General features: G+C 36.8%; 13 protein-coding genes and 1 pseudogene. 12 read left to right on the top strand and 2 right to left on the bottom strand.

Going from position 1 to position 15,576, the window contains the following annotated elements; genetic code table 11:
• The first annotated feature begins 93 nt into the window (after window positions 1-93).
• From cls to dapA, 3 genes are all read left to right on the top strand, one after another.
• Window positions 94-1,692: a cardiolipin synthase gene (gene cls, locus HMPREF0819_RS02235; protein ID WP_004231698.1), complete on the top strand. Its 1,599-nt coding sequence runs from the start codon at window positions 94-96 to the stop codon at window positions 1,690-1,692.
• Window positions 1,693-2,056: 364 nt separating this feature from the next.
• The gene (locus HMPREF0819_RS02230; protein WP_004231696.1) at window positions 2,057-3,133 is read left to right on the top strand and encodes an aspartate-semialdehyde dehydrogenase; all 1,077 of its coding nucleotides are present in this window, start codon (window positions 2,057-2,059) and stop codon (window positions 3,131-3,133) included.
• A gap of 85 nt (window positions 3,134-3,218) precedes the next feature.
• Window positions 3,219-4,154, top strand: coding sequence for a 4-hydroxy-tetrahydrodipicolinate synthase (gene dapA, locus HMPREF0819_RS02225; RefSeq protein ID WP_004231695.1), 936 nt, complete (start codon window positions 3,219-3,221; stop codon window positions 4,152-4,154).
• 42 nt (window positions 4,155-4,196) lie between these two features.
• Here the strand turns inward: dapA and HMPREF0819_RS02220 are convergent, their stop codons facing one another.
• Complete coding sequence (locus HMPREF0819_RS02220) at window positions 4,197-5,462, bottom strand: aminotransferase-like domain-containing protein (protein ID WP_004231693.1); 1,266 nt, start codon at window positions 5,460-5,462, stop codon at window positions 4,197-4,199.
• Window positions 5,463-5,599: 137 nt separating this feature from the next.
• On the opposite strand from HMPREF0819_RS02220, the gene HMPREF0819_RS02215 reads away from it, so the two are divergent.
• The 4 genes and pseudogenes from HMPREF0819_RS02215 (at window position 5,600) to HMPREF0819_RS02200 (ending at window position 9,310) form a co-directional block, all read left to right on the top strand.
• Complete coding sequence (locus HMPREF0819_RS02215; protein WP_044023274.1) at window positions 5,600-6,460, top strand: pyridoxamine kinase; 861 nt, start codon at window positions 5,600-5,602, stop codon at window positions 6,458-6,460.
• Complete coding sequence (locus HMPREF0819_RS02210; protein WP_004231690.1) at window positions 6,457-7,014, top strand: ECF transporter S component; 558 nt, start codon at window positions 6,457-6,459, stop codon at window positions 7,012-7,014. Before HMPREF0819_RS02215 ends, HMPREF0819_RS02210 begins: the two co-directional genes overlap by 4 nt.
• Before the next feature lie 159 nt (window positions 7,015-7,173).
• Window positions 7,174-8,712 (top strand): ABC-F family ATP-binding cassette domain-containing protein, encoded by a 1,539-nt coding sequence (locus HMPREF0819_RS02205; protein WP_004231688.1) that lies wholly within the window; start codon window positions 7,174-7,176, stop codon window positions 8,710-8,712.
• 276 nt (window positions 8,713-8,988) lie between these two features.
• Window positions 8,989-9,310 (top strand): annotated as a pseudogene (locus HMPREF0819_RS02200) (hypothetical protein).
• Window positions 9,311-9,516: 206 nt separating this feature from the next.
• Here the strand turns inward: HMPREF0819_RS02200 and HMPREF0819_RS02190 are convergent.
• Entirely contained in the window at window positions 9,517-9,924 is a 408-nt protein-coding gene (locus tag HMPREF0819_RS02190; RefSeq protein WP_004231682.1) for a DUF4231 domain-containing protein, read from the bottom strand.
• A 213-nt stretch (window positions 9,925-10,137) separates the two neighbouring features.
• Between HMPREF0819_RS02190 and ylqF the strand changes: the two genes are divergently transcribed.
• The 5 genes from ylqF (at window position 10,138) to topA (ending at window position 15,564) form a co-directional block, all read left to right on the top strand.
• On the top strand, window positions 10,138-10,992 hold the full coding sequence (gene ylqF, locus HMPREF0819_RS02185; protein WP_004231681.1) for a ribosome biogenesis GTPase YlqF: 855 nt from the start codon (window positions 10,138-10,140) through the stop codon (window positions 10,990-10,992).
• Window positions 10,979-11,758, top strand: a complete 780-nt coding sequence (locus HMPREF0819_RS02180) for a ribonuclease HII (RefSeq protein WP_004231679.1) — start codon at window positions 10,979-10,981, stop codon at window positions 11,756-11,758. The genes ylqF and HMPREF0819_RS02180 overlap by 14 nt, the downstream gene beginning before the upstream one ends.
• Entirely contained in the window at window positions 11,758-12,309 is a 552-nt protein-coding gene (locus tag HMPREF0819_RS02175; RefSeq protein WP_004231676.1) for a sugar O-acetyltransferase, read from the top strand. Before HMPREF0819_RS02180 ends, HMPREF0819_RS02175 begins: the two co-directional genes overlap by 1 nt.
• 69 nt (window positions 12,310-12,378) lie before the next feature.
• Window positions 12,379-13,221 carry a DNA-processing protein DprA gene (gene dprA / locus HMPREF0819_RS02170; protein WP_004231667.1) on the top strand — a complete coding sequence of 281 codons (843 nt, stop codon included), beginning with the start codon at window positions 12,379-12,381 and terminating at the stop codon, window positions 13,219-13,221.
• A gap of 204 nt (window positions 13,222-13,425) precedes the next feature.
• Window positions 13,426-15,564 carry a type I DNA topoisomerase gene (gene topA / locus HMPREF0819_RS02165; RefSeq protein ID WP_004231665.1) on the top strand — a complete coding sequence of 713 codons (2,139 nt, stop codon included), beginning with the start codon at window positions 13,426-13,428 and terminating at the stop codon, window positions 15,562-15,564.
• Window positions 15,565-15,576 lie beyond the last annotated feature (12 nt).

Genomic DNA, 15,576 nt, shown 5'->3' with positions numbered 1-15,576 from the left:
TCAGCTCAGTAGCTGGCTTTTTTCTTATTCGTCAAACATGAGAGTTCACCACAACTTATGATATAATAGTAGCGATTCAAGAAAAAAGTTTATGTGGAGGTCAAGCTTATCAGTAACAAAAATATTAATAAAATAAAAGCACTGAGCTTATTAGATAAAAGCCGACGCAGTTTTCTTCGAGGAATTTTTAGTCGAACGACTGTTATTTCAATCCTTTTAATCTTACAATTGCTCTTTATTATCGCTTCATTTGTTTGGTTAGATCAGCATCGAATTTTGGTGGCTATCGTTGAACGAGCATTAGCAATAGCAGCTGTCCTTTATTTGGTCAACAGCGAAATGGATGCTCTATCACGCGTCACATGGCTGATTTTGGTAATGATTGTACCTTTGCTGGGGTCACTTTTCCTCATTTATACAAAACTTGATTGGGGATATCGTGGTCTGAAGCAGCGAATGAATTTTTTGATGGACTCCAGTAGCCGATATTTGCAAGATAATCTAGAGACTTTAAGAGTTTTAAAAGGAAATACTTCGACAACTTACCACCTGGTTCAATATTTTGACCATAGCCGAGGAGACTTCCCAGCCTACCAAAATACTGAAGTTACTTATTTCCCAACTGGGGAAGAATTTTTTGAAGAATTAAAAAAACAACTGCTCAAAGCAGAAAAATACATTTTCATGGAATTTTTCATCATCGCTGAAGGTGTTATGTGGGGAGAAATCCTACGCATCTTAGAGCAGAAAGTCAGAGAAGGAGTAGAAGTTCGTGTTCTTTACGATGGCATGATTGAATTTTCTACGTTGTCGTTTGACTATACCAAACGCCTTGAAAAAATTGGTATTAAGGCTAAAGCTTTCTCACCGATTTCACCATTTATTTCAACTTATTATAATTATCGAGATCACCGCAAGATTATAGTAATCGATGGTAAAGTTGGTTTCACTGGTGGCGTTAACTTAGCTGATGAATACATCAATAAGCTAGAACGTTTTGGTCACTGGAAAGATACTGCCGTTATGCTTGAAGGAGAAGCAGTAGATAGTTTCTTGGTGCTTTTCTTACAAATGTGGTCAATCACTGAAAGACAGATGGTTGTCAAACCTTATCTTGCTAAACATGACAAGGAGAGAAAAGCCAAGGGGTATGTTATACCGTATGGCGACTCGCCACTTGACACGGATAAAATCGGGGAAAATGTCTACATTGACATTCTCAATCACGCAAGAGAGTATGTCTATATTATGACACCTTACTTGATTTTAGATAGTGAAATGGAGCATGCGCTTTGTTTCGCAGCGGAGCGTGGTGTAGACGTTAGAATCATTATGCCAGGTATTCCAGATAAAAAAGTACCTTATATGCTTGCTAAAACTTACTTTAGAAAACTTATGCGTTCAGGTGTCAAGATTTATTATTACACTCCAGGATTTATCCATGCTAAAGTCTTTATCAGCGATGATAGTAAAGCAGTCGTTGGGACAATTAATCTTGATTATCGTAGCTTGTATCATCATTTTGAGTGTGCAACCTACTTATACAAAGTTGCTGCAATTCGTGATATTTATGATGATTGCATCCAAACAATGCGAATAAGTGAACGTGTCACTCAAGAAATGCTTGATGAACGCCCAGCACACGAAAAAGTCATCGGACTCCTTGTCAAAACCATCGCACCATTGATGTAGAGAAGAAGTGTTTGCAAATCTTACTTTCTATGGTATACTAATTACATGCGATGAGCCGAATTAACTCGATTTGAGAGTTTATTTGCGCAAGAGGAGGTCATTCTAGTTCGACTAGAAACGCAGGAGCGGACTTTGGCAATCTGTGTGAACCTTTTTGCCACACTCTTTCTTGAGTGCCTCTATCCCTACCAAAATGGTAGGGATTTTTTGTTTATCAAAAAATTGCAAAAATTCTTTTAAATATTTTAAAATTTCATAAAATTGAGTCTTTTCTTTTACTTTAAAAAATTGTATAATGTAGCTACTATAAAATTTTTAGAAAATTGAGAATAGATTGTACTATTTTCCAGGAAGAGGTATTGAAATGGGCTACATAGTCGCTATCGTTGGCGCCACAGGTGCCGTTGGAACACGTATGATTCAACAATTAGAACAATCAACACTCCCTATTGACAAAGTACGTCTTTTGTCATCTTCACGTTCTGCCGGGAAAATATTAAAGTATAAGGGACAAGATGTTACCGTTGAGTTAACAACAGAAGATTCTTTTGAAGGTGTTGATATCGCACTTTTCTCTGCTGGAGGTTCCGTTTCAGCAAAATTCGCTCCCTACGCTGTTAAAGCAGGTGCTGTCGTCGTTGATAACACATCTTATTTCCGTCAAAATCCTGATGTACCACTTGTTGTGCCAGAAGTTAATGCTCATGCTTTAGATGCTCATAATGGTATCATTGCTTGTCCAAACTGTTCAACTATTCAAATGATGGTTGCTTTAGAACCGGTTCGTCAAAAATGGGGCTTGAGTCGTATCATTGTATCAACTTATCAAGCTGTGTCTGGAGCAGGCCAATCAGCTATTAATGAAACACTTCGTGAAATTAAAGAAGTAGTCAACGATGGTGTAGCTCCTAAAGACGTCCATGCAGATATTTTGCCATGTGGCGGTGATAAAAAACACTTCCCAATTGCATTTAATGCTCTTGCACAAATCGATGTCTTCACTGATAATGACTACACTTATGAAGAAATGAAGATGACAAACGAAACTAAGAAAATCATGGAAGAACCAGAACTTCCTGTTTCAGCAACATGTGTTCGTGTGCCAGTTCTTTTCTCACATTCAGAATCAGTTTACATCGAAACAAAAGAAATCGCTCCAATCGGAGAAGTGAAAGCAGCTATCGCAGCCTTCCCAGGTGCAGTACTAGAGGACGATGTAGCTAACCAAGTCTATCCTCAAGCTGCAAATGCTGTTGGAAAACGAGAAACATTTGTTGGACGTATCCGCAAAGATTTGGATGTCGAAAACGGTATTCATATGTGGGTCGTTTCTGATAACCTTCTAAAAGGTGCTGCATGGAACTCAGTTCAAATTGCTGAAACACTTCACGAACGTGGTCTTGTTCATCCAACAAAAGAGCTAAAATTCGAACTTAAATAATGATTCTCAAGCCAGTTTCTCATGAAGCTGGTTTGAGACATATTTGTATTGCGTATTGAAATCTTAGGCAAAGAGAGAGGTTATTATGTCTATTGAAGATTTAAAAGATGTTAAAATTATTACTGCGATGGTTACGCCTTTTAACGCAGATGGTTCAATTAATTTTGATGCTCTTCCAAAACTCATCGAGCATTTGCTAACACACCATACAGATGCCCTTTTGTTGGCAGGAACAACAGCAGAAAGTCCAACATTAACTCACGACGAGGAATTGCAATTATTTGCAGCTGTCCAAAAGATTGTTAAAGGTCGCGTACCTTTGATTGCAGGTGTAGGTACAAATGATACACGAGATTCAATCGAATTTGCGCGTGAAGTTGCCGCCTTTGGAGGTTTTGCTGCAGGGCTTGCAATCGTCCCTTATTACAACAAGCCCTCACAAGAAGGAATGTATCAACACTTTAAAGCTATCGCCGATGCTAGTGACCTTCCAATCATTATCTACAACATTCCTGGTCGCGTTGTTGTTGAAATGACACCTGAAACACTGCTTCGTTTGGCTGAACATCCAAATATCATTGGTGTTAAAGAATGCACAAGCCTCGCTAATATGGCTTACCTAATTGAGCACAAACCTGAAAACTTCTTGATTTACACCGGTGAAGACGGAGATGCTTTCCATGCCATGAATCTTGGTGCTGATGGTGTTATTTCCGTAGCATCACATGTCAGTGGCGACGAAATGCATGAAATGCTTACTGCCATCGAAAATAATGATATTAAGAAAGCAGCAGCTATTCAGCGTCAATTCATACCAAAAGTTAATGCTCTATTCTCATACCCTAGTCCAGCTCCTGTCAAAGCTGTACTCAATTACCTTGGGTTTGAAACTGGTCCTTTACGTTTGCCGCTTGTATGCTGCTCACCAGAAGATGCCAAACGTATCATTGACGTTGTTATCGACGGAGATGTAAAAGCAACTAAAGAAACCGTTACAGGTGTCCTACGTCCAGATTATTAATTAGAATATAAAAGCCACAGAAAAATTTCCGTGGCTTTTATATTATTTGTCAGCAATCAAAGCGAGATTTTTTTGAAGGTTGTCATCATTTGAAATTCGAATAAATCGTTTTTCGCACATATCGATATAATTATCTTCTAAATAATTGATTTTCTCAGCAAAAATAAGGCTACCAAGGTGATGATTTTCTGGTAATTCAAGAACAACTCCATGAAACGATGTATTGTAATGCTGGAAATTTGGAAATTGTTCAAGTACTTCACGAGATTTGGAAATTTGTTTTTGAAATACTTGCTTCAAATAAGTGACATTTTTTTCAAATAATCCACTATCCAAATAAAGTGACAAAGCTTTTTGCATGATTAAATTTGTATCGTAGTCAATCATTTTTTTGAGGTTTAAGAAGGCTTTTGTTAATGTTCGTGGTAGGATAATAGTCCCCAAACGCAAAGCTGGAAAAATAGTCATTGAAAATGACTTTAGATAGATAATATGATCTGAAGTATCGTAATAATGCAAAGGTAAATCAGTGCTTTTTGCAAAATCACCCATATAATCATCTTCGATGATATAAACGTCATAGCGTTTTGCTAGTTCAACAATTTTTTGTTTCTCAACATTTGAATAAGATAGACCAAGTGGATTTGAAAAGCGAGAGATTGTGTAGAAAAATTTAATGTCGCCATTTTTAAATAATTCTTCGAGTTCATCTAAATCAATGCCATTAAAATGACGTTTAATCGTCTGGTAGGGAAGGTTAAGCGATTGCACTAATTCAATCATACGATGATAGGTCGGTTGTTCTAACAAAATTGTTTTTTTCTGATTTGGGAAAATCACTTGCGATAGAATATAAAGCGCCTGTTGAGTCCCTGAAGTGACCACAATATCTTCCTTCTTAGCATAAATAGCACTTTTTTCTAAGTATTTTTGCAATGAATCAATGAACTCTTGAAGCCCTTCTTGGTGATAGTAGTAGTTAAACAGATAATTTTCGCGATTAACTAGTGTTTCTGTTAAGCAAGTCGTAAAATCTTCATACGCCATATTGTTATAGTCGCTTAAACTGAGATTTAAGGGCGCTTCTTCCTGTTGTTTGTTTTTAAGGACATAATAGCCACTTTTTTCAACAGCATAAATATAATTTTGATATTTTAACTCTAGCAAAGCACGCAGAGCAGTATCTTTGCTGCAGTGAAAAGTTCGGCTCAAGCTACGAATGGAAGGAATTCTATCACCTTTTGATAGCTTTCCAGTTTCAATTTGATTAATGAGTGACGTGATAATTTCTTGATATTTACTTGCCATATTCTGTCCCCATACAGTTTTAGATAATACCTATTGTATAATAAATTGAATTTTCTTACAATATATTTAAACTTTCATATAAAACCTTTTCAAGCATGCTGATTTGTTTTTTATATGAGATTAGAAAGTTGTTTATTATGGAAGAACTCACAAAATCTGTAATCGTTGCTAACGATATTGTTGGTTTAGGAAAAGTAGCTTTGTCTAGCGCTTTGCCGGTACTATCATCGTGTCAAATCGAAGTTATTCCGATGCCAACCGTTCTTTTATCATCTCATACAGGTGGATTTAGTGACATTCACATTTCAGACTTAACGCAAGCGATTGAAGACTTCGTTAAACAATGGAATAATTTAGATTTTCCTTGCCAAGGTATCATTACAGGGTATTTTAAAACACAAAAGCAATTGGAAGTACTAGCTGAATATGCTCTTACCCACCAATTACCACGATTTGTTGACCCGATTATGGCAGATAATGGTCGCTTATATGCTGGATATCAAGAAACATTTGTTGAAAAGATGAAGCAATTTTGCAAAGACGCTGACGTTATTACTCCTAATTTAACTGAGGCTTGCTTGTTAACAGACTTACCTTACTTGAGTGAGAATTATTCAAAGACAGATATCGAGCAGCTGTGTCAAGCATTAGTGAAGTACAATAATAAACACATTATTTTAACGGGTATCTCTTTTGAAGATGATAAAATCGGCCTTGCACATTTTAATTGTGAGAGTGGCAACATTACTTACCATTTTTCAAAAGCTTACCCGTACCACTTTTTTGGAACTGGCGATTTAATAACTGCAATTCTCGGAGCTGGTTATTTTCATGACTTATCTTTAGATGATGTGGCAGAAGTTGCGCTAGACTTTATTGATAAAGCACTTGAACGAACTCTAGCCTTGAATCGTGATTTGCGATTTGGACTATCTTACGAGCCATTTTTGCCAGAATTAGCGCTTAACATCAAACGATTAATGGAGGAAAAAGTATGAAGAATCTTACGACACGTCAACTTGTTGAACTTAGTTTTTATTCAGCCTTGATTTTTATCAGTGTACAATTCTTAAGAATTCCGCTGGGCGCACAATTTGTCCATTTTGGAAATGCACTGGTAGTAGTTGCTGTACTATTATTCGGTTCAAAAATTGCAGCTTTGGTAGCTTCAATTGGTCTTGGACTATTTGATGTCATTAATGGGTACGCTGCTGAGGTTTGGATTACTATTTTAGAATCTTTGATAGTATGCTTGGTTCTTCATTTAGTTTTTGAAAAGCTGATGCATTCTGAAACTAAAGCACACAACGTTATTATCGTTGGTGTTGTAGCTGCTATTACTAAAATCATCAGCAATTTGGTTAAATATACTATCATTAACAGTGTGGTTGGTAGTCTACAACTGAATGTTGCCTTTTTGACAGCTTTGGTTAAAATTGGCGGAACATTCGGCTCTGCATTAGTGACAGTCATCTCAGTTCCAATTCTTTACCCAATTTTAAAACAAGTTTTTGATTATGAGCACGCTCATACCAAAACCATTTCTGAATAAATAAAAAGCTCTTTGACAAGAGCTTTTTATTTTGCGCTTTCAATGGTATAAAGTCATTGCTTTACTTCTTAAAGTCATGCTATAATTGAAAAGATTATGTATGAAGCAGGCTATAAAGCTCTGCTATTTTTTCAAAAAAATAATGAAAGTAAATAAAGAATGAGTATTTTAGAAGTTAAACATTTAAGCCATGGTTTTGGTGAACGTACAATTTTTGAAGATGTGTCTTTCCGATTATTAAAAGGTGAACACATTGGTCTTGTCGGAGCAAATGGTGAAGGGAAATCTACCTTCATGAGTATCGTTACTGGGCATTTACAGCCTGATGAAGGAAAGGTAGAATGGTCAAAATATGTAACTGCAGGTTACCTTGATCAGCACACTGTACTTGAAGCTGGTATGACAGTCCGTGACGTCTTGCGCACAGCTTTTGACGAACTATTCAAAACAGAAGCTCGTATCAATGATATTTACATGTCAATGGCAGATGAAGGTGCTGACATGGATGCACTTATGGAAGAAGTTGGTGAACTACAAGACCGTCTAGAATCACGTGATTTTTACACGCTCGATGCCAAGATTGACGAAGTCGCACGTGCCCTTGGTGTTATGGATTTTGGGATGGATTCTGATGTTACCGAATTATCAGGCGGTCAACGTACAAAAGTTCTACTAGCAAAACTTTTGCTTGAAAAACCAGATATCTTGCTTCTTGATGAGCCAACGAACTACCTTGATGCTGAGCACATTGAATGGTTGAAACGTTATCTTCAAAACTATGAAAATGCTTTTGTCTTGATTTCGCACGATATTCCATTCTTAAATGATGTTATTAATATCGTTTATCACGTAGAAAATCATGACTTGGTTCGCTATACTGGTGATTACGACAATTTCCAATCTGTTTATGCTATGAAAAAAGCGCAGCTTGAAGCAGCATACGAACGTCAACAAAAAGAAATTGCTGACTTGCAAGATTTCGTTAACCGTAACAAAGCGCGTGTTGCAACACGTAATATGGCTATGTCACGTCAGAAAAAATTAGACAAGATGGATCGCATTGAATTGCAGGCTGAAAAACCTAAACCTTCATTTGAATTCAAAGAATCTCGTACGCCAAGCCGATTCATCTTCCAAACTCAAGATTTAGAAATTGGTTACGACCGTCCATTGACAAAACCACTTAGCCTAACTTTTGAACGAAATCAAAAAGTTGCTATCATCGGTGCCAATGGTATTGGTAAAACAACTCTTCTTAAGAGTCTTTTAGGAATCATTCCGCCATTAGCAGGTAGTGTCGAACGTGGTGACTATATTGATCTCGGCTACTTTGAGCAAGAAGTTGCTGCTGGTAACCGCCAAACACCACTTGAAGCTGTCTGGGATGCTTTCCCTGCTTTAAACCAAGCAGAAGTACGTGCCGCTCTTGCTCGTTGCGGTTTAACATCAAAACATATTGAAAGTCAAATTCAAGTACTTTCAGGTGGTGAGCAAGCTAAAGTCCGTTTCTGTCTGCTTATGAATCGTGAAAATAACGTTCTTGTCCTCGATGAACCAACCAATCACTTGGATGTTGATGCCAAAGAAGAGCTTAAACGCGCTTTGAAAGCATACAAAGGAAGTATTTTGATGGTTTGCCACGAACCTGACTTCTATGAAGGTTGGACAGAAGTTTGGGATTTTAACGAACTAATGTAAAATAAAAACAAGAGTCTTGCTGAAGGCTCTTGTTTTTTTACCGTTCGCGACAAAAAAATGACCGTTTACGACATTTGCGTCAATTAGTAAAAAAATCTGGTATACTAATGTCGTACAATTCCATGCCTAATTTTAAAACTATGTGTTTGTATTGTCCAAATGACAGATTGGTCCGCTGATACCAAATATTGTATTCAAAAACTATTAGTCATTACTATTTTGACACGCCTAGTAGTGGCACTCATTTTTTAGTTATAAGGGAGTTAAAGGAGAAGTATGAAAGTAATTTATAAAGAAAAGTGGCTGATGTTTGGAAAATCAGTAAAGAAAATGTTGAAAGCTATCTAAATTGGGTAAAGGAAGCTTTCGATAAGAATTATTTATATTGGCTAGACAATCATTTACGTATTTTAATGGCAGGATTAAATCCTTCTACAGCAAGAAACTTTAAACTTGGTGCAGTTGGAAGTCTTGGCGGAGGCTTTACTGGTTATGGCATGTATCAGATTGGCTATTAGGAGATTATCTTGATTGCACCAACCATCGTATTATTTCTGAGAAGAGATTTAATAAGGAGTATCAGGTTATTGAAAAATAAACTCAAAGATTTTATTCTGAAAAAGCGTAAATTAGTAACCATACTTTGGATATCTTGGTGCTTATTTATTTTAATAGTCACCTACTTAGATCCACATAGGACATCGTATTGGCATTTTTTACCTTATTATTTTTTGATGCTAAGTGTTCCAATACTATTTTTGCATCAAAAAAAGGACCCCATGTTTATGAAACACGGGGTCCTTTTTAATCACGATACTTAATCATAGCTTCACAACGTTCAACAAGAAGTGAAAAGCAATTATCATCATCTTTGTTTTGATAAAGACCAGCTTTAGTTTGAAAAGCAAATTTTTCTGAAGTAATCATTTTTGATGTTTCTTGATAAAGTTGCCATTTTTCTTTATGACTTGAAAGAGCAATAAGCGCCTCAAGAACAAGTACAATAGACGAAATAATCACAGTCAAAAGTTTAAAACAAGGAATAGGTAAACTGGCTAAAATCGGAATTAGGGCAAGTGCAATGATTTGAATAACCTTAAATACAATAAACCATGCACGATGGAATTTTGCTTTTTTGCTATATGTATCGATAGCTTTTTCTAAACGTTCTGTTACATATGTTTCTACTGACATTTCGTTACAATCAATCATATAATCTCCTTGAGATAAGTCTTTTCGTATTTGATATCATTGTATCGCCTTAAGATATGATAGTCAAGAATGGAGGAGTACTGTAAGTTCTCGGCTTTTCCCCATAATAAAAAGACTTATGATATAATATTACGTGATAGATTTTCACAATTGTGAATAGAAAATAATAGTCAAATACTAAATATAGATTCGTTAATCAAGGAGAGAAAATTTATGGCAACTATTCAATGGTTTCCAGGGCATATGTCAAAAGCCCGTCGACAAGTTCAGGAAAATATTAAACACGTTGATTTCGTGACTATTTTAGTGGATGCACGTTTACCACTTTCAAGTCAAAACCCAATGCTAACAAAAATTGTTGGTGATAAACCAAAACTAATGATTTTAAATAAAGCAGATCTCGCTGACAGTAATCGCACAAAAGAATGGCACAAATATTTTGAGAGCCAAGGAATTAAAACACTAGCTGTTAATTCAAAAGAACAATCAACAGTTAAATTAGTGACTGAAGCCGCAAAATCATTAATGGCTGATAAACTAGCCAAATTACGTGAACGTGGTATTCAAAAAGAAACACTACGTACTATGATTATTGGAATTCCAAATGCTGGCAAATCTACACTGATGAACCGTTTGGCTGGTAAGAAAATTGCTGTCGTTGGTAATAAACCAGGCGTTACTAAAGGACAACAGTGGCTAAAATCTAATAAAGACCTAGAAATCCTTGACACACCTGGGATTCTTTGGCCAAAATTTGAAGACGAAGTCGTTGGTTTAAAACTTGCTCTTACAGGTGCGATTAAAGACCAACTATTACCAATGGATGAAGTAACTATCTTCGGGCTTAATTTCTTCAAAGAACACTATCCAGAACGTTTAAGTGAGCGTTATAAAGGAATCGACCTAGAAGAAGAAGCACCTGAAATTATCATGGCAATGACACAAAAACTAGGTTTCCGTGATGACTACGACCGTTTCTATGCTTTGTTCGTTAAAGACGTACGTGAAGGTAAACTCGGTCGTTACACTTTAGATGTCGTAGGAGAAATCGAAAATGGCGACCGTTAAAGAAGTAAAAGAAGCACTAGCAGCTATCGATAGCCTTGATGACAGTCGTTGGCTTGATTACGAATCAGATAGCCGTTCAGGAGTTCAAAAAGTGATAGCACAGCGAAAAAAAGCCATTCAAGCTGATATTGACGAAGATTTGCGTTTGGAAAATATGCTGCGCTATGAAAAAGAACTTTACAAGCAAGGCTATCAAGCTATTGGCGGAATTGATGAAGTTGGTCGAGGCCCGCTAGCAGGACCAGTAGTGACAGCTTGTGTTATTCTTCCTAAAAATTGTAAAATCAAGCATCTTAACGATTCTAAAAAAATTCCTAAAAAGCATCACGAAGAAATCTATGAAGAAGTACTTGCGCGTGCTTTAGGAGTGGGAATTGGTGTTATTGATAACAACGTCATTGATGATATCAATATCTACGAAGCAACTAAAGTCGGTATGTTACAGGCAATTGAACAATTAAAGGGAGAGGTTACAAGACCAGACTATCTTCTCATTGATGCTATGCATTTAGATACAGATATTCCGCAAGAATCTCTGATTAAAGGTGATGCCAACTCTTTGTCAATTGCTGCCGCATCTATTGTTGCTAAAGTAACACGTGACCGCATGATGGCTGATTATGCCAAAGAGTACCCTGGCTACGCTTTTGAAAAAAATGTGGGCTATGGAACAAAAGACCATCTTGAAGGGCTCAAAAAACTCGGAATTACACCTATTCACCGTAAAACATTTGAACCAATCAAGTCTATGTTAAAGGAGAGCTAATGCTAAGCGAAAAAGAAAAAATGCTCGCTGGTCAATTGTATGACGCTGGAGATAGTGAACTTGTAGCTATGCGTTTACACGCTCGTAAACAAATTTCACTTTTTAATAACGAAGACGACCGTGACAAGCGAAAAGAGATTATTAAAAATCTGTTCGGCGCTACTGGAAAAAATCTCTTGATGGAACAGCGTTTTGTTTGTGACTATGGAACAAATATCTATATCGGCGAAAATTTCTTTGCAAACTATAATTGTACAATGTTAGATGTCTGCGAGATTCATATTGGCGACAATGCTATGTTTGGTCCGAACTGTCAACTTCTGACTCCTCTACATCCGCTCGATGCCAAGGAACGGATCTCTGGTCTAGAATATGGCGCACCAATTACTATTGGAGACAACGTGTGGCTTGGAGGAGGCGTTACAATCTTACCTGGTGTTACGCTAGGTGATAATGTCGTCGTAGGAGCAGGTTCTGTCGTTACAAAATCGTTCGGTGATAACGTCGTTATTGCTGGTAATCCTGCAAAAATCATAAAAACATTAGATTAGTATCAAAAATATCTCACAAAGTCCTGTTTTCAGGACTTTTTTTCGAATAATAAAGTAGTGAGGTATAAAATGAACAATTTTGAATTATTTAAATTAAAACAAGCAGGACTGACTAATCTTAATATTTTAGCCCTTTTAGATTATCAGAGTAAACAAGAAAAATCTTTGTCCTTGCGAGATATGGCTGTAGCTTCAAAGTGTAAGAATCCAATTCTTTTCATGGAAAAATACAAATCTCTTGATAGTAAATCATTGCGCCTAATTTTTAATCAGTATCCTAGTATTTCAATACTAGACGATGAATATCCAATAGAATTGAAGAATTGCTATAATCCACCTGTTTTGCTCTTTTACCAAGGCAACGTAGAGTTGCTTAAACGTCTGAAAATGGCAGTAGTAGGAGCGAGGACAGCCTCTCAAACAGGAACAAAATCTGTTCAAAAGATTGTTAGTGAACTCGGAAATCAGTTTGTTATTGTTAGCGGGTTGGCGCGTGGAATTGACACAAGTGCACACATTTCAGCGTTAAAAAATGGCGGAGCAACTATAGCTGTTATCGGCTGTGGATTAGATGTTCATTACCCTAAAGAAAACAAGCTATTGCAAGAATATCTAGGTAAAAATCACCTAATTCTAAGTGAGTATGCAGTAGGAGAGGCTCCACTAAAATTCCACTTTCCAGAACGCAATCGCATCATTGCGGGATTGTCTCAAGGTGTTATTGTAGCAGAAGCAAAAATGCGTTCAGGTAGTTTAATTACTTGTGAGAGAGCGCTGGAAGAAGGACGAGATGTTTTTGCAATTCCAGGAAATATCTTGGATGGAAAATCCGACGGTTGCCATCACCTGATAAAGGAAGGTGCAAAATGCATTACATCAGGCATGGATGTCCTCTCAGAATACCAATTATAATTATTAAGCACCTTATTCGGTGCTTTTTTGTAGACAAATATGGATTTTTCAGATAATTAGCTAAATGCTGTCATAGCAAAGGTTGGGAGCATTTTTTTCTTCAATTTTTTCAAAATCTTTTCTATTAAATATAACTTTTTTATTGACAGTTTTTAAAAAGCGGGGTATCATGTTATAAGTTTATTACTGATAGGAAGTGAGCTTATGGCAACGACTACTACAAAAGCCCAAACAGCTGTTAAAAAAACTAGTAAAAAAACAACAAAGAAAAAAACAGCTGCCAAGAAAAACTTGGTTATTGTGGAATCACCAGCTAAAGCAAAAACAATTGAGAAATATCTAGGACGCAACTATAAAGTTGTCGCTTCAGTTGGTCATATCCGCGATTTGAAAAAATCTAGCATGTCTATTGATTTTGAGAACAACTATGAACCTCAATACATCAATATTCGTGGTAAAGGTCCTTTGATTAATGATTTGAAAAAAGAAGCTAAAAAATCTAAAAAAGTATATCTTGCAAGTGACCCGGACCGCGAAGGAGAAGCTATTTCATGGCATTTGGCACATATTTTAGGTCTTGATGAAAACGACAAAAACCGTGTTGTTTTCAATGAAATTACAAAAGATGCTGTCAAAAATGCCTTTGTCGAACCACGTCAAATCGATATGGACTTGGTAGATGCTCAACAAGCACGTCGTGTACTAGACCGTATTGTGGGTTATTCTATTTCACCACTGCTTTGGAAAAAAGTTAAAAAAGGTCTTTCTGCTGGTCGTGTACAATCTGTAGCACTGAAATTAATTATTGACCGTGAAAATGAAATCAAAGCCTTTAAACCTGAAGAATACTGGACAATTGATGGATTCTTCAAAAAAGGTACTAAAAAATTCCAAGCTGCTTTTTATGGCATTGACGGCAAAAAATTAAAACTTAATACTAACGAAGATGTTCAAAAAGTTCTTGCCCGACTTACTAGTGATGAGTTTAATGTAGCCAAAGTTGAAAAGAAAGAACGTCGTCGTAATGCACCACTTCCATATACAACATCATCTCTTCAACAAGATGCTGCTAACAAAATCAACTTCCGTACACGTAAGACAATGATGGTCGCTCAACAATTATATGAAGGTATCAGCCTCGGTAAGAGTGGTACACAAGGTTTGATTACTTACATGCGTACTGACTCTACACGTATCAGTCCTGTCGCCCAAAATGATGCTGCAAGCTTTATTACTGAACGTTTCGGCGAAAACTATTCTAAGCACGGTAGCCGCGTGAAAAATGCATCTGGTGCACAAGACGCCCACGAAGCAATTCGTCCTTCAAATGTTAATTTGACACCAGAATCAATTGCCAAACACCTAGATAAAGACCAATTAAAACTTTACACACTGATTTGGAATCGATTTGTTGCAAGTCAAATGACTGCAGCTGTCTTTGATACCATGAAAGTTAATTTAGAACAAAATGGTGTAAGCTTTACAGCAAATGGTAGTAAAGTCAAATTTGACGGTTATTTAGCCGTTTACAATGACTCAGATAAAAATAAAATGCTACCTGATATGGTTGAAGGTGATGTTGTTAAGAAAGTTTCTACAAATCCCGAACAACACTTCACTCAGCCACCAGCACGTTATTCTGAAGCAACTCTTATCAAAACATTGGAAGAAAATGGAGTCGGTCGTCCATCAACATACGCGCCAACACTTGATGTCATCCAAAGACGTTACTATGTTCGCTTGGTTTCAAAACGTTTTGAGCCAACTGAACTCGGTGAAATTGTCAATAATCTAATCGTTGAATTCTTCCCTGATATCGTTGATGTCAAATTTACAGCCGATATGGAAGGTAAGCTTGATGAAGTCGAAGAAGGTAAAGAACAATGGCAAAAAGTTATTGACGCTTTCTATAAACCATTTGAAAAAGAACTAGCAAAAGCCGAAACAGAAATCGAAAAAATTCAAATCAAAGATGAACCAGCTGGTTTTGATTGCGATGTTTGCGGACATCCAATGGTTATTAAACTTGGGCGCTACGGAAAATTCTACGCTTGTAGTAATTTCCCTGAGTGTCACAACACGAAAGCTATCACGAAAGAGATTGGTGTTACTTGTCCAACTTGTGGTGAAGGTCAAGTTATCGAACGCAAAACAAAACGTAACCGTATCTTCTATGGTTGTGACAAATACCCAGAATGTGAATTCACTTCATGGGACAAACCTGTCGGACGTTCTTGTCCAAAATGTGGTCAATTCCTTGTTGAGAAGAAAATCCGTGGCGGCGGTAAACAAGTCGTCTGCAGCAATGAAGAATGCGACTACGAAGAAGCAAAAGTTAAATAAAACAATCAACCT

It is taken from the genome of Streptococcus equinus ATCC 9812 (assembly GCF_000187265.1).
GTDB lineage: Bacteria > Bacillota > Bacilli > Lactobacillales > Streptococcaceae > Streptococcus > Streptococcus equinus.
This window is presented reverse-complemented; position numbering and strand designations above follow the sequence as displayed.

Excerpts from the sequence above, each read along its gene's own strand:
- HMPREF0819_RS02230 (WP_004231696.1), top strand. The coding sequence starts at position 2,057 with ATGGGCTACATAGTCGCTATCGTTGGCGCCACAGGTGCCGTTGGAACA.
- dapA (WP_004231695.1), top strand. The coding sequence starts at position 3,219 with ATGTCTATTGAAGATTTAAAAGATGTTAAAATTATTACTGCGATGGTT.
- HMPREF0819_RS02220 (WP_004231693.1), bottom strand. The coding sequence starts at position 5,462 with ATGGCAAGTAAATATCAAGAAATTATCACGTCACTCATTAATCAAATT.
- HMPREF0819_RS02215 (WP_044023274.1), top strand. The coding sequence starts at position 5,600 with ATGGAAGAACTCACAAAATCTGTAATCGTTGCTAACGATATTGTTGGT.
- HMPREF0819_RS02210 (WP_004231690.1), top strand. The coding sequence starts at position 6,457 with ATGAAGAATCTTACGACACGTCAACTTGTTGAACTTAGTTTTTATTCA.
- HMPREF0819_RS02205 (WP_004231688.1), top strand. The coding sequence starts at position 7,174 with ATGAGTATTTTAGAAGTTAAACATTTAAGCCATGGTTTTGGTGAACGT.
- HMPREF0819_RS02190 (WP_004231682.1), bottom strand. The coding sequence starts at position 9,924 with ATGATTGATTGTAACGAAATGTCAGTAGAAACATATGTAACAGAACGT.
- ylqF (WP_004231681.1), top strand. The coding sequence starts at position 10,138 with ATGGCAACTATTCAATGGTTTCCAGGGCATATGTCAAAAGCCCGTCGA.
- HMPREF0819_RS02180 (WP_004231679.1), top strand. The coding sequence starts at position 10,979 with ATGGCGACCGTTAAAGAAGTAAAAGAAGCACTAGCAGCTATCGATAGC.
- HMPREF0819_RS02175 (WP_004231676.1), top strand. The coding sequence starts at position 11,758 with ATGCTAAGCGAAAAAGAAAAAATGCTCGCTGGTCAATTGTATGACGCT.
- dprA (WP_004231667.1), top strand. The coding sequence starts at position 12,379 with ATGAACAATTTTGAATTATTTAAATTAAAACAAGCAGGACTGACTAAT.
- topA (WP_004231665.1), top strand. The coding sequence starts at position 13,426 with ATGGCAACGACTACTACAAAAGCCCAAACAGCTGTTAAAAAAACTAGT.